Source organism: Ruegeria sp. YTSC230 (assembly GCF_059609665.1).
In genome coordinates this window covers 136,433-161,271 of the sequence record NZ_JBXWMC010000009.1, presented here as the reverse complement: position 1 = coordinate 161,271, position 24,839 = coordinate 136,433, and the positions used below count along the sequence as shown (strand labels likewise).

At 54.3% G+C, this 24,839-nt stretch carries 27 protein-coding genes and 2 pseudogenes; 10 read left to right on the top strand and 19 right to left on the bottom strand.

Annotated elements, in window-relative coordinates; all coding sequences use genetic code 11:
• Positions 1-373: 373 nt before the first annotated feature.
• The 6 genes and pseudogenes from AC2FD9_RS18070 to AC2FD9_RS18045 all read right to left on the bottom strand — a co-directional run bounded on the left by AC2FD9_RS18070 (position 374) and on the right by AC2FD9_RS18045 (position 6,465).
• Entirely contained in the window at positions 374-1,105 is a 732-nt protein-coding gene (locus AC2FD9_RS18070; RefSeq protein ID WP_496778476.1) for an amino acid ABC transporter ATP-binding protein, read from the bottom strand.
• Positions 1,102-1,962 carry an amino acid ABC transporter permease gene (locus AC2FD9_RS18065; protein ID WP_496838196.1) on the bottom strand — a complete coding sequence of 287 codons (861 nt, stop codon included), beginning with the start codon at positions 1,960-1,962 and terminating at the stop codon, positions 1,102-1,104. Before AC2FD9_RS18065 ends, AC2FD9_RS18070 begins: the two co-directional genes overlap by 4 nt.
• Positions 1,963-2,787 carry an ABC transporter substrate-binding protein gene (locus AC2FD9_RS18060; protein ID WP_496837830.1) on the bottom strand — a complete coding sequence of 275 codons (825 nt, stop codon included), beginning with the start codon at positions 2,785-2,787 and terminating at the stop codon, positions 1,963-1,965.
• 192 nt (positions 2,788-2,979) lie between these two features.
• A pseudogene (locus AC2FD9_RS18055) lies at positions 2,980-3,290 on the bottom strand (DDE-type integrase/transposase/recombinase); the annotation flags it as partial.
• A 65-nt stretch (positions 3,291-3,355) separates the two neighbouring features.
• The gene (locus AC2FD9_RS18050; protein WP_496837828.1) at positions 3,356-4,789 is read right to left on the bottom strand and encodes an NCS1 family nucleobase:cation symporter-1; all 1,434 of its coding nucleotides are present in this window, start codon (positions 4,787-4,789) and stop codon (positions 3,356-3,358) included.
• 218 nt (positions 4,790-5,007) lie between these two features.
• The gene (locus AC2FD9_RS18045) at positions 5,008-6,465 is read right to left on the bottom strand and encodes an NCS1 family nucleobase:cation symporter-1 (RefSeq protein WP_496756798.1); all 1,458 of its coding nucleotides are present in this window, start codon (positions 6,463-6,465) and stop codon (positions 5,008-5,010) included.
• Between the two features lie 111 nt (positions 6,466-6,576).
• On the opposite strand from AC2FD9_RS18045, the gene AC2FD9_RS18040 reads away from it, so the two are divergent.
• The gene (locus AC2FD9_RS18040; RefSeq protein ID WP_282170309.1) at positions 6,577-7,143 is read left to right on the top strand and encodes a recombinase family protein; all 567 of its coding nucleotides are present in this window, start codon (positions 6,577-6,579) and stop codon (positions 7,141-7,143) included.
• Between the two features lie 471 nt (positions 7,144-7,614).
• Here AC2FD9_RS18040 and AC2FD9_RS18035 read toward each other — a convergent pair whose 3' ends face one another.
• The 3 genes from AC2FD9_RS18035 to AC2FD9_RS18025 all read right to left on the bottom strand — a co-directional run bounded on the left by AC2FD9_RS18035 (position 7,615) and on the right by AC2FD9_RS18025 (position 10,175).
• Positions 7,615-8,841, bottom strand: a complete 1,227-nt coding sequence (locus AC2FD9_RS18035) for a RidA family protein (RefSeq protein WP_282170310.1) — start codon at positions 8,839-8,841, stop codon at positions 7,615-7,617.
• 177 nt (positions 8,842-9,018) lie between these two features.
• On the bottom strand, positions 9,019-9,408 hold the full coding sequence (locus AC2FD9_RS18030) for an ectoine synthase (protein ID WP_496756794.1): 390 nt from the start codon (positions 9,406-9,408) through the stop codon (positions 9,019-9,021).
• 17 nt (positions 9,409-9,425) lie between these two features.
• Positions 9,426-10,175, bottom strand: coding sequence for an SDR family oxidoreductase (locus tag AC2FD9_RS18025; protein ID WP_496838194.1), 750 nt, complete (start codon positions 10,173-10,175; stop codon positions 9,426-9,428).
• A 91-nt stretch (positions 10,176-10,266) separates the two neighbouring features.
• Here AC2FD9_RS18025 and AC2FD9_RS18020 point away from each other — a divergent pair, with 91 nt between their 5' ends.
• On the top strand, positions 10,267-11,172 hold the full coding sequence (locus AC2FD9_RS18020; protein ID WP_496838193.1) for a LysR substrate-binding domain-containing protein: 906 nt from the start codon (positions 10,267-10,269) through the stop codon (positions 11,170-11,172).
• Between the two features lie 387 nt (positions 11,173-11,559).
• On the opposite strand, the gene AC2FD9_RS18015 is transcribed toward AC2FD9_RS18020, so the two are convergent.
• Positions 11,560-11,709: a hypothetical protein gene (locus AC2FD9_RS18015; RefSeq protein WP_282170433.1), complete on the bottom strand. Its 150-nt coding sequence runs from the start codon at positions 11,707-11,709 to the stop codon at positions 11,560-11,562.
• Between AC2FD9_RS18015 and AC2FD9_RS18010 the strand changes: the two are divergent.
• Positions 11,702-11,900: pseudogene (locus tag AC2FD9_RS18010) on the top strand (IS5/IS1182 family transposase); the annotation flags it as partial. The gene AC2FD9_RS18015 and the pseudogene AC2FD9_RS18010 sit on opposite strands and share 8 nt — an antisense overlap.
• A 120-nt stretch (positions 11,901-12,020) precedes the next feature.
• On the opposite strand, the gene AC2FD9_RS18005 reads toward AC2FD9_RS18010, so the two are convergent.
• Complete coding sequence (locus AC2FD9_RS18005; protein ID WP_496756788.1) at positions 12,021-12,365, bottom strand: carboxymuconolactone decarboxylase family protein; 345 nt, start codon at positions 12,363-12,365, stop codon at positions 12,021-12,023.
• Between the two features lie 41 nt (positions 12,366-12,406).
• Here AC2FD9_RS18005 and AC2FD9_RS18000 point away from each other — a divergent pair, with 41 nt between their 5' ends.
• Positions 12,407-13,132: a creatininase family protein gene (locus AC2FD9_RS18000; RefSeq protein WP_496756786.1), complete on the top strand. Its 726-nt coding sequence runs from the start codon at positions 12,407-12,409 to the stop codon at positions 13,130-13,132.
• On the opposite strand, the gene AC2FD9_RS17995 is transcribed toward AC2FD9_RS18000, so the two are convergent.
• On the bottom strand, positions 13,133-13,897 hold the full coding sequence (locus AC2FD9_RS17995) for an amino acid ABC transporter permease (RefSeq protein WP_496699189.1): 765 nt from the start codon (positions 13,895-13,897) through the stop codon (positions 13,133-13,135).
• A 10-nt stretch (positions 13,898-13,907) separates the two neighbouring features.
• On the bottom strand, positions 13,908-14,651 hold the full coding sequence (locus AC2FD9_RS17990; protein ID WP_496699188.1) for an amino acid ABC transporter ATP-binding protein: 744 nt from the start codon (positions 14,649-14,651) through the stop codon (positions 13,908-13,910).
• A gap of 123 nt (positions 14,652-14,774) precedes the next feature.
• Here AC2FD9_RS17990 and AC2FD9_RS17985 point away from each other — a divergent pair, with 123 nt between their 5' ends.
• The gene (locus AC2FD9_RS17985; RefSeq protein WP_496838190.1) at positions 14,775-15,551 is read left to right on the top strand and encodes a transporter substrate-binding domain-containing protein; all 777 of its coding nucleotides are present in this window, start codon (positions 14,775-14,777) and stop codon (positions 15,549-15,551) included.
• A 99-nt stretch (positions 15,552-15,650) separates the two neighbouring features.
• On the top strand, positions 15,651-16,664 hold the full coding sequence (locus tag AC2FD9_RS17980) for an amidohydrolase family protein (RefSeq protein ID WP_496706660.1): 1,014 nt from the start codon (positions 15,651-15,653) through the stop codon (positions 16,662-16,664).
• Positions 16,665-16,720: 56 nt separating this feature from the next.
• On the opposite strand, the gene AC2FD9_RS17975 is transcribed toward AC2FD9_RS17980, so the two are convergent.
• Entirely contained in the window at positions 16,721-17,269 is a 549-nt protein-coding gene (locus AC2FD9_RS17975; RefSeq protein ID WP_496838188.1) for a HutD/Ves family protein, read from the bottom strand.
• Between the two features lie 150 nt (positions 17,270-17,419).
• Here AC2FD9_RS17975 and hutC point away from each other — a divergent pair, with 150 nt between their 5' ends.
• Complete coding sequence (gene hutC / locus AC2FD9_RS17970) at positions 17,420-18,103, top strand: histidine utilization transcriptional repressor HutC (RefSeq protein WP_496756777.1); 684 nt, start codon at positions 17,420-17,422, stop codon at positions 18,101-18,103.
• A gap of 303 nt (positions 18,104-18,406) precedes the next feature.
• Here hutC and AC2FD9_RS17965 read toward each other — a convergent pair whose 3' ends face one another.
• From AC2FD9_RS17965 to AC2FD9_RS17945, 5 genes are all read right to left on the bottom strand, one after another.
• Positions 18,407-18,508, bottom strand: a complete 102-nt coding sequence (locus tag AC2FD9_RS17965; RefSeq protein ID WP_109311912.1) for a DUF2474 family protein — start codon at positions 18,506-18,508, stop codon at positions 18,407-18,409.
• Positions 18,505-19,506: a cytochrome d ubiquinol oxidase subunit II gene (gene cydB, locus AC2FD9_RS17960; RefSeq protein ID WP_496756775.1), complete on the bottom strand. Its 1,002-nt coding sequence runs from the start codon at positions 19,504-19,506 to the stop codon at positions 18,505-18,507. The genes AC2FD9_RS17965 and cydB overlap by 4 nt, the downstream gene beginning before the upstream one ends.
• Entirely contained in the window at positions 19,506-20,888 is a 1,383-nt protein-coding gene (locus tag AC2FD9_RS17955; RefSeq protein ID WP_496699176.1) for a cytochrome ubiquinol oxidase subunit I, read from the bottom strand. The genes cydB and AC2FD9_RS17955 overlap by 1 nt, the downstream gene beginning before the upstream one ends.
• 422 nt (positions 20,889-21,310) lie before the next feature.
• Entirely contained in the window at positions 21,311-21,604 is a 294-nt protein-coding gene (locus tag AC2FD9_RS17950; RefSeq protein WP_282121054.1) for a glycine zipper domain-containing protein, read from the bottom strand.
• A gap of 151 nt (positions 21,605-21,755) precedes the next feature.
• Positions 21,756-22,763 (bottom strand): helix-turn-helix domain-containing protein, encoded by a 1,008-nt coding sequence (locus AC2FD9_RS17945; RefSeq protein WP_109311915.1) that lies wholly within the window; start codon positions 22,761-22,763, stop codon positions 21,756-21,758.
• A 137-nt stretch (positions 22,764-22,900) separates the two neighbouring features.
• Between AC2FD9_RS17945 and AC2FD9_RS17940 the strand changes: the two genes are divergently transcribed.
• The 3 genes from AC2FD9_RS17940 (at position 22,901) to AC2FD9_RS17930 (ending at position 24,755) form a co-directional block, all read left to right on the top strand.
• Positions 22,901-23,098 carry a hypothetical protein gene (locus tag AC2FD9_RS17940; RefSeq protein WP_145975875.1) on the top strand — a complete coding sequence of 66 codons (198 nt, stop codon included), beginning with the start codon at positions 22,901-22,903 and terminating at the stop codon, positions 23,096-23,098.
• Between the two features lie 62 nt (positions 23,099-23,160).
• Positions 23,161-23,538: a hypothetical protein gene (locus AC2FD9_RS17935; protein ID WP_496838184.1), complete on the top strand. Its 378-nt coding sequence runs from the start codon at positions 23,161-23,163 to the stop codon at positions 23,536-23,538.
• Positions 23,538-24,755, top strand: coding sequence for an HlyD family secretion protein (locus AC2FD9_RS17930; RefSeq protein WP_282170325.1), 1,218 nt, complete (start codon positions 23,538-23,540; stop codon positions 24,753-24,755). Before AC2FD9_RS17935 ends, AC2FD9_RS17930 begins: the two co-directional genes overlap by 1 nt.
• Positions 24,756-24,839: the final 84 nt, after the last annotated feature.

The following is a 24,839-nucleotide window of genomic DNA, read 5'->3' as shown; positions in this document are numbered from 1 at the left end:
CAGAACCAGTCATCCGCGCCAATCCCTTCACTTAGAGCTGCCAATCTGAGAACTTGGTTCCACAATCAAGAATGAAGGATTGGCGTGCGTCGGCCGGTCTCCATTGTGCATGCCTCAGCCTCGAAACTATGCCTTGTGTGGTGAACGTGAAATCCTAGTGCAAGCACTGGCTAACAACCCGCTGCCGCTGATCGATAGCGGGTCGATATTGTGTCAAGCAAAATAGGCTTTTCATTCATAAAATTGAAGCCACATGCCTTGGCAGAACCTACGAATTGGACGTGGGTGGGAAACGCAGATGAGCATCGGTTTGGAATACCGGTACATTGTTTAACATAGGCCCCAGGCGTGACACTGCACGATATCCGCGGTATCACAACACGCGCGACAGGAATGCCTTGGTGCGCGGTTCGCTTGGTTGGGAAAAGAGCACCTCGGGCGGGCCTTGCTCCAAGATGCGTCCGGCGTCCAGGAAACACACTTTGTCCGCCAGCTCGCGTGCAAAGCCCATTTCGTGGGTGGCAAGTACCATGGTCATACCCTGCTTTCGCAGGTCCCTCAGCACGTCCAGAACCTCGCCTACCAGCTCGGGATCCAGTGCGCTTGTAATCTCGTCAAACAGCATGATCTGCGGCTCCATCGCCAGCGCACGGATGATAGCCACCCGCTGCTGCTGACCGCCCGATAGTTGGTCTGGATAGTGCTCCATCCGTTCACCCAGCCCAAAGCGCGTGAAAAGCTGGGTCACCCGCGGGCGCAGGTCGTCTCTGCTCAGTCCTCGTACACGGCGTGGCGCGAGCATTACGTTCTCTGCCGCTGTCATGTGAGGAAAGAGGTTATAGCTTTGGAAGACTATGCCGATCTGTTGGCGCACCGGCTGTGGGTCCAGCCCCGGTTCAGAGATGTCCTTTCCATCCAGCCAGATCTCCCCGTCATCGATGGGTTCGAGCAGGTTCATGCAGCGCAAGAGTGTGGATTTGCCAGAGCCTGAGGCGCCAATCAGGCACACCATCTCGCCCTCAGCTACGTCCAGGTCAATGCCCTTGCATACCTCGTGATCATCGAACCGTTTCCGCACCCCGCGCAAGGATAACTTCGCTGTCATGTACGGGCCCTGTTCTGTTTATTCATAAGGTAGTCCGCATACCGCGTGGCTGGTATGGTCAGCGCAAGAAAGATAAGCGCTGCGCCCACATAAGGCGTAAAATTGGCATAGAGCGATTTGTAAACACCAGCCTGTCGGAAAATCTCAACCGGGCCGATAAAGGACAATAGCGCTACGTCCTTCTGCAAAGCGATGAACAGGTTCATATTGGCAGGAACGACGTTTCGTATGGCCTGCGGCAGGACCACATAGCGCATGGTGTCCTGATCACTTAGCCCCAGCGAGGCCGCGGCGGATCGCTGCGACTGATGGATCGAGTCAATGCCCGAGCGGATCACTTCGGCCACATAGGCCGAATAGACCAAAACCAGCGCCAGCGTGCCCCAAATGTAGGGGCTGTTCCAGGGCCTCGGCAGGCCCAAACCGGGCACGCCAAAGCCAATAATGTAGATTACAAGAACCACTGGCAGGCCACGGAAGATGTCCGTATATGCAATGCCGAACAGCCGCAGCGGAAAAAGCGCAGGTGCGCGCGTGTCCCGACACAGCGCGATAACCAGTCCCGTGATCGCGATCAGCGGTGCAGACCAGGCAAAAATCATCACGTTCATCAGAAAGGCTTCGAGCAATCCGGGAAATGTCTCGGCGAAGACCCGGCCGTTGAAAAACGAGCGTTGTACGGCCTCCCAACCGGGGGCGAGCGGGACGAGGACGACGATGGCAAGAGCCACGCTGACCACCGAAATCAGCGCGATGCGATTTGAGCGACGCCGTACCTCAGCTTCATAAACCTCGCGACGCGTGGGCGTCGCGACAGGGCGCTCAACCGAGTCTTTTTGCAATGATGTTTCTTCCATTTACTCGATGACCGGCACACCTGTAGCCTCGGACAGCCATTGGGTTTCAATCGCGGCAAGCTCGCCGCTTTCGGTCAATTCTGTGATGGCCGCGTTGACGCATTCCTTCAACCCGTTGCCCTCTTCCATCAAAACGCCGAACTGATCAGGACTTTCGGATTGTCCCGCAGGGAACTGGCCAAGCAATGCACCGTTTTCGACCACGACAGCCGACAGATAGAGTGCCGTAGGCAGGTCATAAATTGCGGCATCGATCTGGCCAGCCATGATGGCCGCATTCACATCAGCATTGTCGTTGTAAAGCAGCGGTTCACTAGACGGCTGGATCACGTCGTTCAGCATCGGGATCGCTGTCGTCGTGGCCACAGCGCCCCACTTCAATTCCTTGAGGCCGTCCAACGTCGCTTCTGCGCCGGAATCGACAACGTTCTGGGTGGTCAGAACCGCCATGGCCGAGGTGTAATAGGGCAGGCTGAAATCAACCATTTCTTCCCGTTCGGGAGTGATCGAGTACTGCTGCATGTTGAAGTCAAAGTTCTTAGCGCCGGGCTGAATCGCCTCGTCAAAACTTGTACGAACCCAGGTGACATTGTTCTGGTCGAAGCCCATTTTTTCGGCGATTGCATAAGCAACGGCGGCTTCGAATCCTTCGCCGCTTTCGGGCGCGTCATTCATAACCCAAGGATAGTAGGCCGGATTACCTGTTGCGATTGTCAGGGTGCCCTCTGTTAGGGTCTTGCCTTTGGCGCAGGTCCCATCGCCCGCAGCAAGCACTGAGGTCGTCGAGAAAAGTAAGGCCAGAACTGGGCCAGCAATCAGTTTCATCAATCTTCTCCCTGTTTTTGTTTGGTCACAGGTTCTTATGCGCAGGGGGATTTGTCTAGGTGTTTGATCCCGCAGTGTGATGTCGGGTTCTCTTCGTTCGTCAAGACCTTTGCAATAGAACCAACACAAATACGTCGCAGCGGCTTTGTCAGGTTGTTCGGTGTTTGCAGCACAGGGCTATCAGAGTGGAGTTCAGAGGTTCAGTTCGCGCGTGTAATTTTGCCAAATATCAAAAGCATCAGCTCGGGCGTGACGATAAGAACTGGCAGAAAGGCGGCGGCAATTTGGGCGGAACAATGCGGCGATTTGGTCATGAGGCGCCAGAAATCTCTGCGCCTGTCCGGGTGACTTGAACGGTCCATGATCTTCTCCTGCTGGCGGGTGTGTTGATGCGAGGCCTCAGCTCGGTTGTTCAAGCCCTTGTACTGGCGATGCTCGATCCCCGGTGCAATCTCAGCTATTGCGGCGGCGTAAGACCGAAGCTTGTCTGTAACGAGTAAGCGATAAAAATTGCTTTCACGGGATGTTGTGGCGGGCAGCGCACTGCCCACCACCTCTTACCAAATGCTTAAGCATTCTTCTTTGCCATGGCTTTATAGATAACGCCGCCAAGGATTGCACCGATGATCCAGGCGTAGCCTGACAGTATGCCAAGGGCCGGGACCCAGACCGTGGCGACCGAAAACACCGAGGCGACGCCGAAGGCAATCAGAGCCGAGTCGTTCCAGCCATTGCCATAGTGGTACTCGCCCCCTTGCATGTTGTAGAGGTCATCCCTGTTCAGCTCTTCTTTGCGGATCATGTAATAGTCGACAATCATGATTCCGAAGATCGGAGCCAGTGTTGCACCCAGTGTATTCACGAACCCAGCGATGCCGATATTCGAGATTATGGCCGTCCACAGGCCTCCGATGACCAGTGCAAAGACTGATGTGGCCAGGCCTGCCTGACGGAAGCTGATTTTCCCAGGTGCAAGGTTGGCGATGCCGTTCACCGCAGGGATGAAGTTCGCGACAAGATTGATACCTACCGTAGCGGCGAAGAAAGTGATGGCGGCGATAATGCCCAGCAGAACGCTATCGGTTTTTTCAACGATCTCGGTCGGGTTGATGATCTCCTCACCGAAGACTACGGCTGCACCACCGGTTGTCAGCAGCGCCAAGGCCGAGAACAGGATCATGTTCAACGGCAAACCAGCTAGATTACCCGCCTTCATAGATGCCTTGTCTCGTGAATAGCGCGAGAAGTCCGAGAAGTTGATCATCACAGCCGAGAAGTAGGCAACCATGGTGCCGAAGATGGCGATAAAGCCTTTGACCTCAGATCCGAACGTGCCTTCGGGATTGGAGAAGATCGTTGCCGTTGCGCTCAGAAGCTGCCCGTCTGAGCGCTGCCAGAGAACAATCACAAGGCCGATCATCACCGCATAAACGAAAGGCCCAGCGAAGTTGAGGAACGTTTCGACCCAGCCCATACCGCGCCAGAAAATGACGATGTGAAACACCCAGACGATGAAGAAGGCGAACCAGTCGATACCAGTCAGGCCTAGCATCTCGGCCCCGCCATCTGCGCCGGTGATCGAACGGATCAGAAGTGACAGGGCGGTTGAGGCGAAATAGACCTGAACGCCGTACCAGAACACCGCGACTGTGGCCCTTAACACCGCCGGGAGCTTGGACCCAGCCGTACCCATACTGGCGCGCGCAAGAACCGGATAGGGAATGCCGTATTTCTCGCCTGGTGCACCAGACAGATTCACCATCCACATGACGAACAGCCCGGCCACAATAAGCGCCAGAAAGGCGGTCCAACCGCCAACGCCGTATGAAATGAACAGCGACGCGACAAGTGAATACCCAAACAATGATTGAACATCGTTGGCCCAGATGTTGAAGATCGCAAATGCGCCCCATGTTTTTTCATTGGGCGATACCGGATTAAGCGTATCGCCTTCCGGATCTGTTGTACCTGCGCCTTCGACAGAGGTTGCTGTAGTTACCATTATTTCCTCCCGTTTTGATACGGGGGTAAGCCCCCCGGAGTTTGCGACAAAAGTCGCCCTTAGCTTCAGGCATCCCACCCGAACCGTTGCCGTCGCAGGGTTGCGACGTTCAATCCCATTTCAGCTTTTGTCCGGGACAAACCTTCCCTGTCCGACCACGCGTAGCGGTGATCGGCTTCTCTGCCCTCGGGCATCGAATTGGCTAAAGTCTCAGCCAGTCAACGCTTTGCAATTGCCCAGTAGAACACACCTCCGAATCCTGCGCCGATCACCCATGCAAAGCCCGAAAGTGTGCTCAGCATTGGGACCCAGACTGTGAGAACGGAAAATATGGCCGGAAGGATGAATGACACGATTGCCGCCATGTTCCAGCCATTGCTGTAAAAGTAAGGACCATCCCGCGCAGCCGAGAACAGCTGATCAACATCCAGATTGCCAGATTTCACCAGATAAAAATCGGCGATGATGATGCCGTAGACTGGGGCCAGAACGGCCCCAAGCGTATTCACAAAACCCAGAATGCCGATCTGGCTGATGGTCGAAACCCATAAACCGCCTATCACCAGCGCATAGGCCGAAGTGATGATGCCGGCGACCCGGAAGTTAATCCGGCTGGGCATCAGGTTGGCAAGGTCATAAGCAGGTGGGATAAAGTTTGCCACAAGGTTGATCCCAACTGTGGCGGCGAAGAAGGTTGCCGCAGCCAAGAGCGTCAACGGTAAAGAATCGATCCGCGCGATGATTGCCGTGGGATTGGTCAGCGCTTCGCCCCAGATCGCGACGGTTCCTGCTGTGACGATCAGAGCAATCAGAGAAAAGAAGGCGATATTGATCGGCAAGCCTAGCAGGTTGCCTTTGCGCATTTCATGTTCCGAGCGCACGAACCGCGAAAAATCACCGAAATTGATCACCACAGCCGAAAAATAGGCGATCATCGTTCCGACCACCGCCGCAAATGCACCTAACTGACTGCCTTGATAACTGCCGGTTCCACGAAAGATGGTTCCAAGCTCGCGCCACAGGTCGTTACCAGCCTCAATCCAGATCATGACGGCCAGCGCCACCATCACTGCATAAACGAATGGCCCTGCAAAATTGAGGAAACCCACAATCGGATCTATCCCGTTCCAGAACAGGGCAATCTGAAAGGACCAAACCGCCAGAAAGGCAATCCATTCAATAGCACTGAGGCCAAGAAAGACGGGTGGTCCCTGAGTGCCGATCAACGCGACCATGGCAAGTGCAAGTGCGGTTGAAGCGAAATAGGTCTGAACACCATACCAGAAGATTGCCACCACGGCGCGGATTAAAGCTGGGAAGTTTGCCCCTCGCACACCCATACTTGCGCGGGCCATGACCGGGAAAGGAATGCCGTATCTGACACTCGGCTTGCCGATCAGGTTGACCAGTCCCATGACGATGAACCCGGCCAAAACAATGCCCGCAAACACAGTCCATCCGTTCAGCCCATAAGTCAGAAACAGTGAGGCGGCCAATGTGTATCCGAACAGTGATTGCACATCATTGGCCCAGACATTGAACAACTCAAACCAACCCCAATCGCGCTTTCCAACAGGCACCGGTGCCAGATCCTCATTGTAAAGGCTGGCATCTCTGGGCGCTTCTGTAAAAGAATGCTGCATTGAGTCCCGGTCACTCGCTAAGGCGATTGTCATTGCACAGGTTCAGCGCTATATTCGTGCAGAACTGCGTGCAAATAAACGTTCATAATTGCGTGCATAAGTCAAGAACTTACTGTGGAACCAATTCTACGAGATTGATTTAGAATGGTAAAAATCGGATATGCGCGGGTATCATCGAAATGGTATCGAAGTGAAGTTCAACTAAGCGAGCTGAAGCGCCAGGGATGTGATCGTATCTGGAGTGATACCACACAAGACGGCAATGACCGGGGAGAAACACTGGAAACTTTTCTGGCGGATGTGTCCGCTGGTGATGTAATCGTGGTTTCGCGCCTATCTGCGATTGCGGACTCCATCGCTGAACTGGTCAACCTGTTGCGGCAAGTTCATGAAAAGGGAGCTGCTTTCCGATCTATGTCCGAGCCTTGGATCAACACTGAAGGCGGACGGGCGGAAACAGTTCTGGATGTGTTGTCCGGCGTCATCGACTATGAACTCGGGCTGGCCGATCTGGAAAGCCGTACTGTCGAAGACCGACCCAGATCCTTCGGCCTGAGCAAAGGGCGTCCCAAGAAACTGACTGCAACGGAGCGCGAAGAGGCACTTTCCCTGCTGTCTATGGGCAAAACTGCCGCAGAAATCGGAAGGATGCTGGGCGTAAGCAGATCAACAATTTCGCGACTTAAGAACATGCTGCCTGAAACGGGTTAACTTTTATTTCAATTTTTCACTGATAATTTGATGACGAAGTCGAGAGACAGTTGACCACAATCCGTCTCCAAGGGAACAGCCAAATTAGCCAGGAATGATAACGATCATTTTTTCCACAGACAGCCATTAGCACAAGCGCGGCGAATTCTCGTTTGGTTACGTGTCTTACTTTTCTGACCAGGCTGCGTTGAATTTTCCGTTTCGTTTCCGTTCAATTCGACATCTGCGAATGACCAGATCGACGACACGCGCTGCGCCGCAAAAACAAAAATACCGCAACTACGCGCGGATACTGCGTCAGCAAGCACCCGAAATGAATCGGCGGCAAAATCCCGCGATGTCTAAATTTGTTAGTAGGTAAATTATGCGCTTGCAGCGAATGACATTAAAGCGGGCTGCGACCGCAATAACTTGCCTGGGTGTTCAATGTCCGGTAGGGGCCGGCCACTTCTAGGAAAGATTGACGTGTATTCACGCTTCCTTATCGTTCTCAAGCATCGCGATCACCTCTATCTCAATCACCATGTCTTCGTAGACCAGATTGGGTACCGGAATGCCTGTCGTGGCTGGGCCAGGTGCGATGTAGGAATTGGATCGGATCAGAAGGTTTTCGTGTAGCGCTTCGGCCGAAGCGCTGCCTTGATAGAAGGTGGTGACTTTGACCACATCGTCCAGAGTAGCGCCGAATTCATCCAATACTCGAGCCACATTCTCCATTGCGATACGGGTTTGGGCGACCATGTCGCCAGGTTCCAGAACCTTTGCCTGCTTATCCAGTGCCACCTGGCCGCCCACATGGATTAATTGGCCGGAGCCGACTCCGTGTTTGTAAGGCATTGCAGTGGTCCAATTCCAGTGCCCGTCAGGCCAGGCATGACGGATGTGGTGCGCTTCCGGGGCGCAGGCGGTAGCAGCGATGCGTGTCGTCAGCCCGTCATGGGGAAAGGACGGCACAGGAATGCCGGTGGGCGCCGGGCCGGGATTAGGGAAATAATCGGCGCGGATGCAGGCCGAAACTTCCCAATCTTCTGCTGTGCCGTCGCCAAGATAGAACGCGTTGACCTTGACCACATCCTGCATCCCTGCGCCTGCGGCCTGAAGTGCTTGGGAGAGACGCTCCATCATCAATCGGGTTTGCGCCACGATATCGCCGGGATGGGTGACTGATCCGTCGGCGGAGCGGGCGGTCATGTCACCGGTAAAGATCATGTCGTTGCATTTCACCACATGCGAGAAGGCTTTAGGCAGGGGTGATTGGGCATCGAGATGGTAATTCTGACGGGGCAGAGTGCTGCCATCAGGCGCGCGCATGGCGACGCCTTCAATTTCGCACAGCATGTCAGGGTAGCAGAGTTCAGGCAGGTTGATCAGATTAACCACGGGTTTGACTTCATTTCCGATGATGTCTACCAGAAGGTTCAGCATCCGGGCCTCATCACTCGCGTCACCGACGTAATAGACAACCAACCGCACCAGATCGGTGAAACCCACGCCAAGGTCAGTCAGAAGATCCTGCATATAGGCCATCGAATTACGCACCTGCGCATCCAGATCGCCGATGTTGCGTACGGTTCCCAGGGTATCCAAATCCACTTGCCCGCCAGTAAAGATCATGTCACCCGCACGCACTGCGTGGTGGTGAGTCAGCTTTATTGGCCAATTCCAATGTCCCTCGGGAAAGCTGTATTGCCTGGTCATTGGGCGCTCCTGGCTGTTTGATGCCTGTAAGAGCGCAAGTAATCATGAGGCCGAGGGTCTGGCCAGTGGTTTGTGAAACACGCATGTGACGATAGCACAATTGTGCAGTTTGAGCCCATGTCGACCGATGCTGCGCACTGCGTGAACGATCGGATTACGTAAACATCACCACCTTCATCAGGATGCTATTGAGGCATAGCTTCCATCTTCGCGATGTACTTCACGCCCGCTGAGCGGCGGATTGAAGACGCAGACAAGTCGCAGATCAGCCTCTGTTGCACGCACCAAATGTCGGTCATGTTGGTCCAAGGCATAGAGGGTAAATGGTTCAAGGGAATGCCATGTTTCTTCACCTGACGCTCTGATCTGCCCCTTTCCTTCGATACAGTAGCACGCCTCTAAATGATGTGTGTACTCAAGCTCAAGCTCGGCACCGTTTTTGATGACCGTATCCGTGAGCGAAAAACCCATTCCATCAGACGCCAGCAATAACCTTCTGCTGTTCCAGCCCGGACCAGAAACATCGCGATCTGTTCCAAGGATTTCACTGAGTGCTGTAACAATCATACTTCCCCGCCTCTTTGCTATCGTACCGCCCGGTTCATCCCGCCGTCAGACAGTATGCTTTGGCCATTAATATACCGGGCGCCATCGCTGGCAAGAAACACGCAAGTTTGCCCAATTTCCTCAAATTTTGCCGGCCGCTGAGCAGGGATTTCCCGGCGTGCCCGCTCAGACAGGTTTACGTTTTCGCAGAATCCGGGGAGCAGGTTGTTCATGCGAATGTTATGCCGTGCATAACGATCCCCATAGAGCTTTGAGAAACTATGCAGGGCACCGCGCAACATGCTCATCGGATAAGGGGCTCGCGGCTCGATTGTGTTCATGGACGAGATGTTCACGAAAGCACCGCCGCCCTGTGCGATCAGTAAGGGTGTGACGATACGGGCAATCTTGACGACGTTCAGCACATACATGTCCAAGCTTTCGTGCCACAACTCGTCGCTGAGTTCCAAAAGCGGCCCGTCAAAGTCGGGATCAAACCCTACCGTCTTTATGGCTTCTGGCACCGTGCCACCGTGGCCCATATTGCTGACGATTGCATCAATCCGTCCATATTTGCTCATGGTGTCGTCGATCATCGCTTGCAGATCATTAATATCCAAAACAGAGCCTCGGCGGCCAATGCCTCCAAGCTCTTCCGCCAGTTCGACCGAGCGATTGGACGGAGACATCAGCGAAACCTTGTAACCTGCCTTCGCCATCTCAATGGCGCAGCCCCGGCCAATGCCTTGTCCCGTTCCTGTCATCAGCGCGACTTTGATTTCAGGCATGGTGTCTCCTTTCTCTAGATGCAGAGTATGTGAGAATTTTTGTGCTGAAAGCAGTATATCTTCTTGGAATTAGGTAAACCTATCGAGTTTCATGAACATTGCTGTTAGATTTTCTCACATCGTGGAAAACCTCAGACACCTTCGTGCCCTTCAGGCCTTTGACGAAACCGCAACCCACTCCAGCCTGACCAAGGCGGCGGATGTGCTCAACGTCACTCATGGCGCGATCAGTCGGCAAATCAAGCTGCTGGAACTGCATCTTGGTGTGACGCTGTTTCACCGCCGCCCCAATGGCGTTGAACTGACGAAAGCCGGAGAACGCCTGCATCAATCAACACGTGGGGCATTTTCGGCATTGCAGCTGGGCGTGATGGAGGTAAAGCGATTACGTCACCGCCAGTCGATTACGGTGTCGCTGTCCACATCGCTGGCGCTCAAATGGCTTGTTCCGTTGCTAAGTTCGTTTCAGCAAGAACATCCGGGTATCGCATTGTTGTTGGACACAAACGATACCTTTGCGGATTTCGAATCCTCCGAGGTCGATGTCGCTTTGCGTTTTGGGCAACCAGGCTGGGACAGGCTATATCATGAACAGATAAGACAAGAGGAATTGATTGTCGTGGCCGCGCCGTCTCTTGTTGAGAATGCCCGATTGCCAATGCGCGCCGAGGATGTGGCTGACCTCCCACTATTGCACGACGCCTTCAACGTGGGATGGGAAAGCTGGGCTGCGCAAGTTGGTTTGAATGCCAATCGGATCAACGCGCAGAGCATCAAGTACGTGGACAGCGCCGTTCTTTTGGAGGCCGCGATTGACGGGCAGGGCGTGGCACTAGCAAGGCATCTCTTGGCGGAGAGGGATTTGAAATTTGGACGGTTGGTTCGTCTCGATGAAAGCAGCGTTCCGCTGGATCGTGGGCTCTACTTCGTCTGCCGCCCCGGCGATCAGGAGCGGGTCACGGTGAGAATTTTCAAGAAGTGGCTCATGTCGATTTGAGCTCTGGGTTTCAATTGAAGCCCGGGAAAGCGGTCATTGGCTCGCGCTCTGCATAGGTCCGGATCGTCCGCGATCCATGTATTCTAAAAGATCGAGTTATTGCGATTGTAGCGAATACCTGGAAAGCGGGCTGCAACTGCAGTATGGACGTATGTCCTTGGAAGTCTACTTAGGGCCGAAACTTACCTAATGCTGCGTGGTGCGCTAGTCGGTGCGGTGGTGCGCTTAGCTGAACTTGGGTGTCTGCGGAGATTCAAAGGGGGAACAACCTTGCTTGGGTGCTGAATTCGACCGGGTGATTTCTTTGGCCAAACTCCCTCAAAAATGATGGAGATTTTATCGTGTCGCTCCGGCACGTAAATGACGGAGCGAGGCGGCAGGCTCAGCTTAGTTGCCGTTGGCTTCGGTCCTAGCATATTCGGTTAGAATCAATTCGAACGGACCTTCGGTGGCAACTGCATCCTCATAAACGAGAAATGGTCCCAACTCATCCTCAGCAATCCAGATCGTGCCGTTAACATGTCCATAGATACCCATGCGGAAAATCCGGAAAATGCGCGTCGGCGTGGACCGCTCACTGTATCGTCTGCGCAACCTGGTCGAACGATGCTTCAACAAGCTTAAGAACGCTGGCGTGTCGCAACTCGCTGCGACAAGACTGCGGAAAGTTTCCCAAGATTCATCGATATCCGACGATCCGCCTCTGGCCTCGCCATTTGTCAACATGACCTAACGCCATGAAGATCAATGATCCAAAGTTTGCAACAAATCCCGTCGCAGGTGCTGTTCTGTGGATCAACAGCTCAGACGGGTGACAGAAAAAGATACACGCTGTCTCAGTGTGGCCCCTAAGCACCGGTGCCAGTGAACTCGTCAAACGCTTCCAGCGCTTTTGCGCCAAAGGCGATCGAAGGGCCGCCGCCCATATAGCCGATCATCTCCAAGGCTTCGCAAAACTCCTCGCGGGTGGTGCCGAGCCGGACAAGCGATTTGGTGTGAAACCCGATACAACTGTCGCACCGCGTCGAGATTGCGATACCCAGGGCGATCAGTTCCTTGGACTTTTCATCCAGCACGCCATTGCGTTTGGCGGCTTTGGACATCGAGTTGAACCCCTCGAACATACCCGGCGCCTGTTTTTGCAAAACGCCTATACGTCCCATTGTTTCAGTGAGAAATCCGCTCCAGGACATCGTGTCTTTCCTTTTCTTGACTGGTTCTGTTAGCTGGCAATATGCGATTGGAAGAGATGACCTGGATCGAGGTCGAGACATACCTCAAGACCCAAAAGGGAGTTATTCTGCCGACCGGGTCTGTCGAACAGCACGGGCCCATCGGTCTGATCGGTACGGATGCCATTTGCGCGCGCGAGATCACTTGGGCTGCGGCCGATATCGCCGGCGCGGTCGTGGCACCCGAACTGGCTTACGCCCCTGCGCCGTTCAACATGAGCTTTCCGGGCACCGTCTCGCTGAGCGCCGGTCTCTACTGCGATCTGGCGAGAGAGGTTATGCAAGGGCTGGCCCATCATGGATTCTCGATGATCTATGTTTTGAACGGCCACGGTGCCAACCTTGAGCCCTTGCGGAAGGCGGCACACGACGTAAGTGCGACAATCCGAATTCGGAGCTGGTGGGACTTTGACCGGGTAAACAAACTCCGACGTGGCTACTACGGCGACTGGGAGGGTATGCACGCCACCCCATCCGAGGTCGCGATCACGCAGGCCACCCATCGCGTTGTTCAGGCCGGAGACACGAGTCCTCCGCGCAAGCTTTCTGCCGAGTTCATCGCGGCCCACGCGGGTGATCGCCATGGGCCGCCCGATGAACATCGGCGCGACTTTCCCGATGGACGCGTTGGGTCCTATTCTGAACTGGCCCGACCCGAACACGGGCGTGAACTCGTCAATGCCGCGGCGCAGGCTGTCGCCGCGGATTTCGCCAGCTTTGTTCATTGATCAGCGGCTTTCGTCCGATCTCATTTTTCGTTCCAGCCAGCGCACGAAGAAGCTGATGATCAGGACAAGAACAAGATATTCAAAGATCAAAAGCGTATAGATCTCAAGCGGTCGGTATTCCGTCACGACCAACTCGTTGGCGCGGCGCGTCAACTCCTGCATCCCGATCACCGAGGCAAAGGCGGACATCTTTACGATATAGATGAACTGGTTCGCCAACGGGGGTAGAATCCGCTTGATCGCCTGCGGCAGGATTACATACAGCATCGTCTGGCGGTAGTTCAGGCCAACAGTCTTTGCTGCTTCGGTTTGGCCCTTGTCAATCGACTGGATGCCCGAGCGGTAGATCTCGGCGGTGAAGGCACTATCCGAAATGGCCAGAGTGATGATCGCGCCCCAGAACGCGTCTATGCTGATATTGATACCGATTGATTTCAGAACAACCGGGAATCCATAAAATACCCAGAACAACATCGGCAGGAGCGGTATGGCGCGGATGAATTCAATGTAGACCCTGCTTGGTAACCGCAGCCATCGGTTTGAAGACATGCCCGGCAGGGCAACCAGAAGCCCGATGGCCATTGATAGAACGGCGGCAATCAACGACAGGCTGATCGTCGACCAGAAACCCGACAAAAGAAATCGGATGTTGTTCTGACCCGTTTCTGTCGAGGGGTTGACGACGTACCATCCCCAGTTGCCCGAAGAACTACAACCGGCGAGAATAACAAGCGCACAAAGAGCGACAAGCGTTGTACGTTTCATGTGATACCCCTTAGTGCTGAAGGATCTGGCTGAGGAAAAGTTTGCAACGTTCTGATTTAGGTGCCTCAAAGAAATCTTCGGGTGTACCTGTTTCAATCACTTCGCCCTGATCCATAAAGATCATCCGGTCCGCTGCCTTTCGCGCGAATCCCATCTCGTGGGTAACGCAGATCATCGTCATTCCCTCTTGGGCAAGATCCACGATCACGTCGAGCACTTCCGAAATCATTTCGGGGTCTAGCGCCGAGGTGGGCTCGTCAAAAAGCATGATCTTGGGCTCCATGCAAAGTGAGCGTGCGATGGCGACCCGTTGTTGTTGACCACCGGAAAGTTCGGTTGGCCGTTTGTGCGCCTGATCAGGAATCCGGACCCGTTCGAGATATGTCATTGCGCGTTCTTCCGCGTCCGATTTCGACAGGCCACGCGCCTTGATTGGTCCTAGCGTCAGATTTTGAAGAATTGTCAGGTGTGGGAACAAGTTGAACTGCTGAAACACCATGCCAACCTCGGATCGGATTTCTTCGGCGGCCTTTTTGTCCGTCATTTTGATCCCGTCGACCGTGATCGAACCGGAATCATGCTCCTCCAGAGAATTCACACATCGGATGAGGGTTGATTTGCCGGATCCCGAAGGTCCGCATACAACAATTCTTTCCCCAAGCGCGACATCCAGATTGATGTCTCTGAGCGCGTGATAGTCTCCGTACCACTTATTCAAGTCGCGGATTGTGATGACCGGCGATGCATCTGACATAGACCTGCCCCTTTGAGATTGTTAGCGTAAGACTAGCTTTGCCTTCAAATTAAAACTATACAAAATATGATAAATACAGACATAAATCTGGTTGCGAACGCGCGAACAAAAGGGGAGGAAGCGATGAAGCTGCTGAAATCAATGGGCCTGGCCGCGGGTCTTGTACTTGGAATGCTCACAGGGGCGGCCAATGCCCAATCGGCTCTGAATGACATACTGAACAATGGGGTGCTGAAAGTCGGGACAACCGGCGACTGGAACCCGATGTCCGTTCGGGATCCGGCGACCAATTCCTACAAGGGATATGATATCGATGTCATGACCCAGCTCGCCGAAGATCTGGGCGTGGAGCTTGAATTCGTGGCAACGGATTGGAAGACCCTGGTAAACGGTGTCGTTGCCGGGAACTATCACATTACAGGTTCTGCCTCGATTAGCCCGCCCCGCCTGAAAGCTGCCGGGTATTCGAATAGCTATATCTCAGTTGAAATCTATCCCTTTACCACTGAAGAACAAGCCGAAAAATTCTCGGATTGGGACTCGATCAACAACGGGGAAGTCAAGGTTGCGACCACCTTGGGGACGACTTTTGAGAAAAGCGTCCGCGAGTGGTTCCCTGACGCTGACATCAAGGTCGTTGAGGCCCCGGCGCGCGGGTTCCAGGAGGTTCTGGCAGGGCGCGCTGATGTTTTCATCACATCGAATATCGAAGGTTCGACCTTGCTCGAAAAATTCCCGAATCTGCGTCAGATTGAAGTAGCCGAGGCGCGTGCACCGACACCGATCGCGATGCTGATGCCCCAAAGCGATCAGGTATGGATCAACTACGTGAACAGCTGGATCGAACTGCGTCAGTCGCAGGGATTCTTCGCGGCGACCGCCGAAAAATGGGGCCTGTAACGTTCTGACTTTGACACAGTAAAAGGCCCGCTGCGATAATCATTCGGTGGGCCTTTTCTGTGCGCTACGTCAGTAATCGAGATGTCAGGAGAGACCAATATGCGCATTGATATGCATTCCCATTACTACGGTGGTGGGCTGGTCGAGACTTTGCGCGCCCGAAAGTCGCATCCTCGCCTCAGAACACGCACAGATGGTGTCACTGTGATGTCAGCGATGAATGGAGAATTTCCGTTCACCGATGCCTATCATGACCCGCAAGTGTGTCTGGCCGAAATGCGAAAGCAGGGACTGACGCACCGCTTGCTGACCTTCCCCGGAGCACTTGGCGCTGATCTGTTGCCCGCCACGGAAATTGCACCGGTTATCTCTGCCTTTAACGATCACCTTGCCCAGTTGGGAATTGATAGCGATGGTGCACTGATCGGGTTGGCCGGAGTGCCGCTGGATGATCTTGATATTGCCTGTGCAGAGCTTCGCCGTGTTCGTCGCGATCTGGGTTTGCCGGGAATTATTTTGCCGTCGAACTATTTCAACTCTTTGGCCGAAGCTGACACATTGCGACCGCTTTTGGCAGCGGCAAATGAATACGGCTGTCACATCATGCTGCACCCTGGTCTGAAAGTCGGGCAAAACCCGCCGCCGCGCCCCGCGGACCTGATGCAATACCGACTGTCCGCAGTGGAACTGCAATCCAGCGCTTCTCAGGTCGCCTTGACCATGATCATGTCAGACCTGTTGGATTCTTACCCGGCTGTTTCCTTTCAGATAGTCAATTTGGGCGGCACGCTCCCCTTTATTTTTGAGCGGTTAGAAAGCATTGCGCGGCATCGCAACCCGGATGATCCGTTCCCGACTCAGCGTCTGCGTCGGCTCTGGTACGATTGCGCTTCGCTTGGGCCACGTGCGTTGGAGGCAGCTGTTAAGCTTTTGGGCGCAGACAGAATTATGCTGGGATCGGATTATCCGATCTTCACGGACGATCCTTATACTCATGCGGTTGTTCCGGCAGCACTGACCGCCGAAGAAAAGGAGCAGGTGACGTGGAAAACAGCGAACGCATTGCTGAGCCACCTGTCGGAACTTCGCGCGCAAAAATGCACCCCGGGCTAATTTCAATGCGTGATGGCTAAGTTACCTCCTATAGTCGATTGAGGTTCTCTTGCCCGCTATCGGTTCTTGAGGCGCGCCATTAATGAAATGCTGTCTTCAAAACCGATGGCTGTGAAATTGCCATCCTTGAGGATCGCAGCCTCAGTGGGCTCAACCCTATTTCCGTCGATAGAGCAGCCCTTGTACACTGAAAACAGACACAGAACTTCGTTCGGACCCGCTTGGAGCTTATGGGGGTCCTCACCGGTCAGGCAATCTACGGATGCAGCACACTGAACAGGATCAAAGATTACATTAAAATTACGCACTGGCCCCGCTTCCAGCCGGCACCACAATTCCAGATCGCCTGAAAACCTGAGTGGATCGCAAAACCGCGCGTTCAACGGTGTCGCAGGGCCAACCAGATCAAAGCCATCTCCCTCTACAACGGTCAGGATACGAGACATGCCCGGAAATGTGGAAAATGGCCCGTCAGCCTCCACGTCAGCAAGGCTCACACGCCAGACGACGCCCTGCTCGCCACTTCCCCGTGCAATTTCTCGCGTGGTCCCCAAGCCGTTTTTCCACAAGACGGGCTCCAGGGTTCTGGTTCGGACATGTTTCATTTCTGGTCGCATTTCGGGTTAGTCATAGGAAGGCAGCGTATGCTTGCTGTTGTTCGAATTAGGCGTGCCGACGGTTGCAATCCCTAGCCGCATACGAGTACAAACATTATGCAATTAATTTAGACATATTATAGGCCATTTGTCGTGCGGGTGAGCTATCAGGATATAAAATCAAACATCCTAGGCCGCATTCGCGACAACACCTGGCCTCCCGGCGCGGTAGTGCCTGGTGAGATTCAGCTTGCCAAGGAATTTGGCTGTGCGCGGGCCACGGTAAACCGTGCAATGCGCGAACTGGTTGATGATGGCGTTCTAGAGCGTAAGCGCAAGGCAGGAACACGGGTTAAAACAGCCCCGACGCGCCAGGCCCGGATCACAATTCCGCTTATTCGGGAAGAAATCACCAACCTAGGGGCCACCTATCGATATTCGCTTGTTGAGCGCGAAGTTATCGCCGCCCCCGGCTGGTTGCGTGCTCAGGTCAAGATCCCAAAAGGGGGTGAGGTTCTGCATCTCAGATGTATGCACTTTGCCTCAAACAAAGCCTTTCAGTTCGAAGAGCGCTGGATCAATCTTGCGACTATTCCTCAGGCACGCGATCAGTCGTTCGAAGAAATTGGGCCAAACGAGTGGCTTGTCCGTGAGGTTCCGTTTACCGAGGTTGAACTGACGTTTTCAGCGACCAACGCCAATCTGGAGGTTGCGGAGTTCCTGGGGGAAAACGAAGGAACGGCCTTGTTTACCGTCGAAAGAACCACTTGGCTGGAGGAGAACAACGTGACTCATGCCAAACTCTATTTTCCTTCCGGTTACAAAATGACGACCAAGCTGTGATGGCATTCGCATTGGGTAGGTTGGCAACCTCGGAAAGGGATCTGTTGCAAACTTTAGACCATTGACCTTCATGGCGTTACGTTGATTGAGTGGGCAGGGCCGGATCAATCTGATCTCACCGCACAGCAATGTTCTTTGGACGCGAAAGCATGAAAGCCCCTAGAATTGTTGAAGATGAGACGCCCCCGCGGACCGCTTGTTCTCAGGAATTTGGTGGGAACGAACTGAGTTTCTTTTGGCGCATGGACAAATGGTTGCGCGAGCCGGACAAGTTCACACGGGTGTAGCGGTTTCATTGGCATTTCAGGTGATGAACAACCTGATCACGTACGCGACAATAGCCAGGCACAAAACACTGCCGAACCAGATCGCGCCGAACCAGAAAACTTGTTTAAGCGTTTTCAATGGTAGTTCTCCTCTGGATCGATCTTCCCGCGGAAAACCCAGTAGGTGTAAGCGGTGTAAGCCAGGATCACTGGCAGCAGAATGACTGCTCCGACCAGAGCGAAAGCCAAACTGCTGTCTGGCGCGGCGGCTTCAGCAATCGTGAGGCTTGGAGGCAGCATATAGGGATAGAAGCTGATCCCGATACCAATGAAGCACACGACGAACAGGGCAATGGCGCAGACAAAGGGTTGATAGTCGCGCTGTTCCTTCAGGCCACGATCGAGCTTCCATGCAATGGCAGTTACAAGAGCCGGCACAAGCACAGTGAAAACGACGCCGGGCCACGAAAACCATCTGACCATATAGATCGGGTCTTGGAATGGGGTTAAAAGACTGACGAGACCGATCAGCCCGAGTGTCATAAGCATCAACGGACGGACATAGGAGCGCATCTGACGCTGAATCTTTCCAGTGGTTTTCATGTTGAGCCACGTCGCGCCGAGCAAGGCATACCCGATCACAAGGGCCACACCTGTCAGGACAGAGAACGGCGTCAGCCAATCCCACCATCCACCTGCATAAAGCCGACCTTCGACCGGGATGCCCTGAACCAGCGCGCCAAGCGCGATACCCTGGCACAATGCGGCCACGGTTGAACCACCGTGAAACGCAACATCCCAAAGCCAGCGCCCGCGTACCGTTCGCCATCGGTATTCGAAGGCAACACCACGAAAAACAAGCGCAAGAAGCATGATGATGACAGGCACATAAAGCGCGGGCATCACTACAGAATAGGCCAACGGGAAAACAGCAAACAAACCTCCGCCGCCCATGACCAGCCACGTCTCGTTTCCATCCCAAACCGGTGTGACCGAGTTCATCATGACATCACGGTCCTTTTCGGTTTTTGCGAATGGAAAGAGGATCCCAATTCCAAGATCGAAACCGTCCAGGATCACATAGGTCAGAACGGCAAAGGCAATGATGCCTGCCCAGATTGTCGAGAGTTCAAGCATCACGCTGCCTCCGCCAAGGTAAAGATTTCAATGGGTTTTTGAGCTTTCTGGAAGTCTTCGACAGGCGGTTTTCCCATGAGACGCAGCATGTAGAACGTGCCTGCTCCGAACACCGCGAAATACACGACGATGAAGGCAATCAGAGACGCCGCAACTGCAGGCGCATCCACTTGGGAAAGGGAGTCCGATGTCCGCATCAGCCCGTACACCGTGTAAGGTTGGCGCCCCACTTCGGTGGTGATCCAACCGGCCAGTACCGCCACAAATCCGCTGGGCGCCAACAGGACGGATGCGCGGTGCAACCAGCGATCTTCGTTGAGGCGGCCCCGAACCCGCTGAACAAGCGACCACAACCCGACGCCCAGCATGGCAAAGCCGATGGCAAGCATGACGCGGAAGCTGTAGAAAACGATCGCGACCGGGGGTTCTTCGTCGTCGGGAATGGTATCCAGCCCATCAAGCGGCGCGTTCAGATCATGCTTCAGGATCAGCGACGATAGTTTCGGAATTTCGATGGCATAGTCCACGCGCTTCTCATCCTCGTTTGGAATGCCAAACAGGATCAGTGGCGCGCCTTCGGGATGGCTATCGAAGTGACCCTCCATCGCCATCACTTTCTGCGGTTGATGCTCCAGCGTGTTCAAACCATGAAGGTCGCCGGCAACGATCTGCAGAGGAGTAACCAGAACGGCCATCCACATTGCCATCGAGAACATGCGCGTGACCTCGGCTGTGCGATTGCGGCGTAATAAGTGCCAAGCTGCAACCCCGGCCACCACAAAAGCAGTGGTGAGATATGCCGCCAGCACCATGTGTGTCAGGCGGTACGGGAAAGACGGGTTAAAGACGATCGACCACCAATCCACTGGGATGAATTGCCCCAGCTCGTTGACGTCAAATCCGGCCGGGGTCTGCATCCAGGAATTGACCGAAAGAATCCACGTGGCCGATATCAGAGTGCCAAGGGCAACCATCGCCGTGGCCATCATGTGCAAGCCGGGACCCACGCGTTCGCGACCGAAAAGCATGATGCCTAAGAAGCCTGCCTCAAGGAAGAAGGCCGTCATCACCTCATAGGCCATCAAGGGCCCGATCACGGGCCCGGCGGTGTCCGAGAATGTGCTCCAATTCGTGCCAAATTGGTAAGACATCACGATGCCGGACACGACACCCATCGCGAAGCCGACAGCAAATATCTTTTTCCAGTAGTTGAAGAGATTGAGGTAAGCCTTGTCCTTGCGCCAAAGCCAAAGGCCATTGAGGACGGCCAGGAAGCTTGCCAGGCCGATGGAAAAGGCCGGGAAGATGATGTGGAACGACACAGTAAAGGCAAACTGGATGCGTGCCAGGGTCTCTGCGTCAAAGTTTGCTAGTAGGTTCATTGCCGTTTCCTTTGGCGTCGGATTGGAAAGAGCGGCAGTCATCTGGGTTGCTTCGGTTGCCAGCTCGTCGATGTTATTCAGATGAGCAGGATTTGGGGCAGAGGGCGTTTTAGTTCGTTTGGGTTCTGGACGGTTGTTTTTGGATTTTGGACAAAACCCAGGTCGAGAATGGCAAGAAAGGAAGCGTAATTTGAAACGCGAAGTCAGGGCACGGCCGGTATTCATGCGCCCTAAACAAAGTTGCCACCCGGCTCGTTTGTGAGCCGGGTGGCAACCTATCAGAAACTGTGCGAGTTTCGTTCGGGGTGGTCAGTCACGTTGCGTCTGGATGCTAACAGCGCAGGGCCGATGGACCTTATGCTGACCTGTCAGTTTTGTTCGGCTGTGTTTCCTCCTTTTTTCGGCGCGTTTGGGATGGCGTTTCAGTCTTCGTTCCAGTCCTTATGGTCATCTTTGAAGTCGTCGCGGCGTTCTTGTGCCTCGTCCTGCGCGTCTTCGAAATTGTCCTTCTGGATCGCACCGCCCACGGCACCAACCGCAGCGCCGGCGGCTGCGCCGCCTACGATGCTTTCGCCGGCAATGCCCGCGACAGTAGCGCCGACAACTGCGCCTTTGATGGCCTTATCGGTGACATAATCAGCATGAGCTGTGGCTGCCATGGTGATCAGAAGTGCGCCGGAGATCGGGGCGATAAAGAGTTTCTTCGAGGTTTTCATAGGTTCATCCTTGTTCTGGGTCAGCAACCACCGCGGCTGCTGTGTGCCATTGAACTAGGTGACCCCATGGCCTGCTTTCTTTTGGGGACAGGACAAGGTTTTGTGGATCTTGGACATCTTACGGCCCCGCGCGCTGCAGCGGTCAGCAGACTTAGCGGCCAGCTTTACGAAACCTGGCTGGCGTTTCACCTGTCCATCGCTTGAATGCCACTGAAAAAGCCGCCTGATCCGCAAATCCAAGCATGAAGGCAACGCGGGCAACACCCTCACCACTACGAAGCATCCGTTTGGACAGGTCGCACAACACCCCCTCTAAAAGTGCTTTAAAGCTTGTTCCCTCGGCTGACAGGTGCCGGGTCATTGTGCGTCGCGTCAATCCAAGCTCTCCGGCTATTTGATCGCCGTTTGGAATTGGACCAGGAAGACGCTCCCCGAGCATGTCTACAATTCGATCGGACAGACTTCGGACCGCATCAGGTTGAGCCTTTAGCTGTTCTTCCCCATGCCGACGCAAATGCCCCAACAAAGTAGGGTCTGCAGTCGGGATCCGAAAACTCATACCGTTTGGGGGCAGAGCCAACGCGTATCCGGACTTGAACCCTTCTACGGTGCACCCGGCCAACTCGGCCAGCAGCTTACAATGCTCGACGTCGTCCGTTTCCAACTCGATTGAGATCGGGGCAAATCCGCCCGAGGTGATCTGTTGAACGCGCTTATAGAGACCGAAAACCAGCATTTCGCGATGGCGAGGATATTGATGCGCCGGGATCACGCTACTTTCCAGCGTGATCTTGGGTTCATCAGGCGCCCCTACAACATCAAGATGCAGGTCAGGGTCTTGCATTGCATAAAAGCGCTGTGTCAATGCCAGCGCGTCTTCGACCGTTTCTGCTGCCCGCACAATGTAAGCCAAAAGCGTTCCGGGACCTTGCGCCGAAAGCCCCACCCGCGCGGCAAAGGTCTTGTCTTCCAAAACACGACACACAGTTTCAACGGCGCCCGCTTCATGAAGCAGTTCGACAGTGGCGTCTGGGCTGTTGACGATATCCGAAGGTGCCCCCGCCATTTCCAGAATTTCAGGAAACGGTATGCGCGCACCGGGCTCTTGCGAATAACGCAACCCGACACTTTGCAGTCTGTATGCACTGATCCGTGGCACTTTCGCTTCCTCCCCTGACGGGCACAAACGGCCCTGTAATTCCCGCAATTGTCCAAAAGCCAACAACAAATGTCCAGAACCCTAAGGATCGCGGGGGCGATGACGGTTAGGTCCCGATCATCAGAAAGGACAAGGCAATGATCTACTTCGCAAGGTACTACCGCGTTTTTAAGGCAATCAACGACTCTGCCAGACAGGAATTGTCCGGAGGCAACATTTACGGCCTGCACGCTTCGTTGCTTGGCGAGAAAACACCGAACGGGCGTCGCTGGGATCCCCCCTACGCCCCGCCGGAACAACCCTCAGAACCATCACAACAACCGACCGAGAACTGACGTTCTCAAGACACCTAAAATCTTCACGCACCGCGTGACTGCGTAAATCAAGGACCTGAAACATGAAACCACCCGCGTTCCTGATGGCGCCTGTACTTGGCATCATCTCAACTCCTGCCTTCGCCGCTGGCGGCGACCCCAGATGGTGGGTCGCGCCCAATCAGACTGACACCTATGCTTGGGTCGGACTGATTGTTCTTTTCCTTGCGATCCTACTGGTCGTACACCTCTATGCCCGCTTTGAACGCTATACGGAGCGCAAATCAATCGGCACTCCGCTGCGCACAACCATTCCGGTGATGCTTACCATAGCCTTGGCATACGAATTGATGCCCGCGCTCAGCCACTTCAGCATTCTGCTGCCAGGCGCGTTGATCCTGACTGCAATCGCCCGCGACTTCATGTTGTGGTGGCGGCCTTCGAAAGGGGAGTTGGTATAATGATCGAATTGCTCGTCACTTCTTTTCCGTTTGTCCTGCGCGTGATCTACCTTAAATGGCGCGGGATTCCAGTCACCCTCTACAACGTTCACCGGGCGCTATTCATGTGGTTCGTCCTGGCCCTGATCGTGTTCTTTGCTGTATTTTACTACTACCCCAAGTCCTACACTGGCCTTGTGCCCTTCAGAACTGTTCCTGTCGTCGCCGAGAACGGCGGAACAGTGACCGATATCTATGTAAAAGGTGGAGATCGTGTCGAACCGGGCGACCCGCTTTTTGCAGTTGAGAACTCCTCCGAAGAGGCTGCCGTAAAATTCGCGATGCGAAAAGTTGAGGAAATAGAAAGCGCGAAACTGGCAGCTGAACTGCAAGTCGAAACCGCCCAAGCCGTTCTTGATGCTGCGATTACTTCAAGGGAGCAAGCCGAACTGTCCCTGATGGATCATCGCGCACTTCAAGCCAAAAACTCTGCTGCATTCCAAGTGAGCCAGCTGGAACGCGCACAAGCCACCTTGGATACCCGATCAGCAGAAGTTGAGGCCGCGGAAACTCAATTGGGTGTGGCCCAAGTTCAAGCGACTGCCGTATTGCCTGCACAGCTTGCATCGGCACGAGCTTCGCTGGAACAAGCACAAGTGGAGTTGTCCAAAACTCTGACGCTCAGCTCCGTTGACGGAGTGGTAGAACAGGTCACTCTCAACGTCGGATCACGCGCCGCACAAGCCGCAATGAGCCCCGCAATGCTCATCGTGCCAGACAGGAAAGATGTTGAACGTGGACGTATCGTTGCCGGTTTCTCGCAGGTTTCACGCACGGAATTGTACGAGGGAATGGCGGCAGAAGTGGCATGCGAAAGCAACTTCAACATCTCGATGCGCAATACCGTTCTTCCCGCAAGGATCGTACGCATTCAAGAGTCGATTTCTTCCGGTCAGCTTGCGCCCAGCGGTCGCCTGATCGAGCCGAGTGAAAAGGCAAAACGGGGTCAGATCGTTGTTCATCTTGACCTGGTACACCCAGAGCACCGCGATCTTTTGGTACCAGGCAGTGGTTGCATCGTCCAATCCTACACCACTAGTTTTGAAGGTGATATGGAAGGCACAATTGTCGCTCACGGGATCCAGGCCATGGGTATCATCAAGGCCGTCGGCTTGCGGGTCAAAGCTTGGTTCGGTCTGACTTCGGGTATCGGCTTGATCGGTGGTGGGCACGCCTGATATTCTAAATACCCTCATCTTCAACAACACGGCTTCCGACAAAAGTTGGGAGCCGTTTCGACTTTTTGCTGACAGAGAACATAC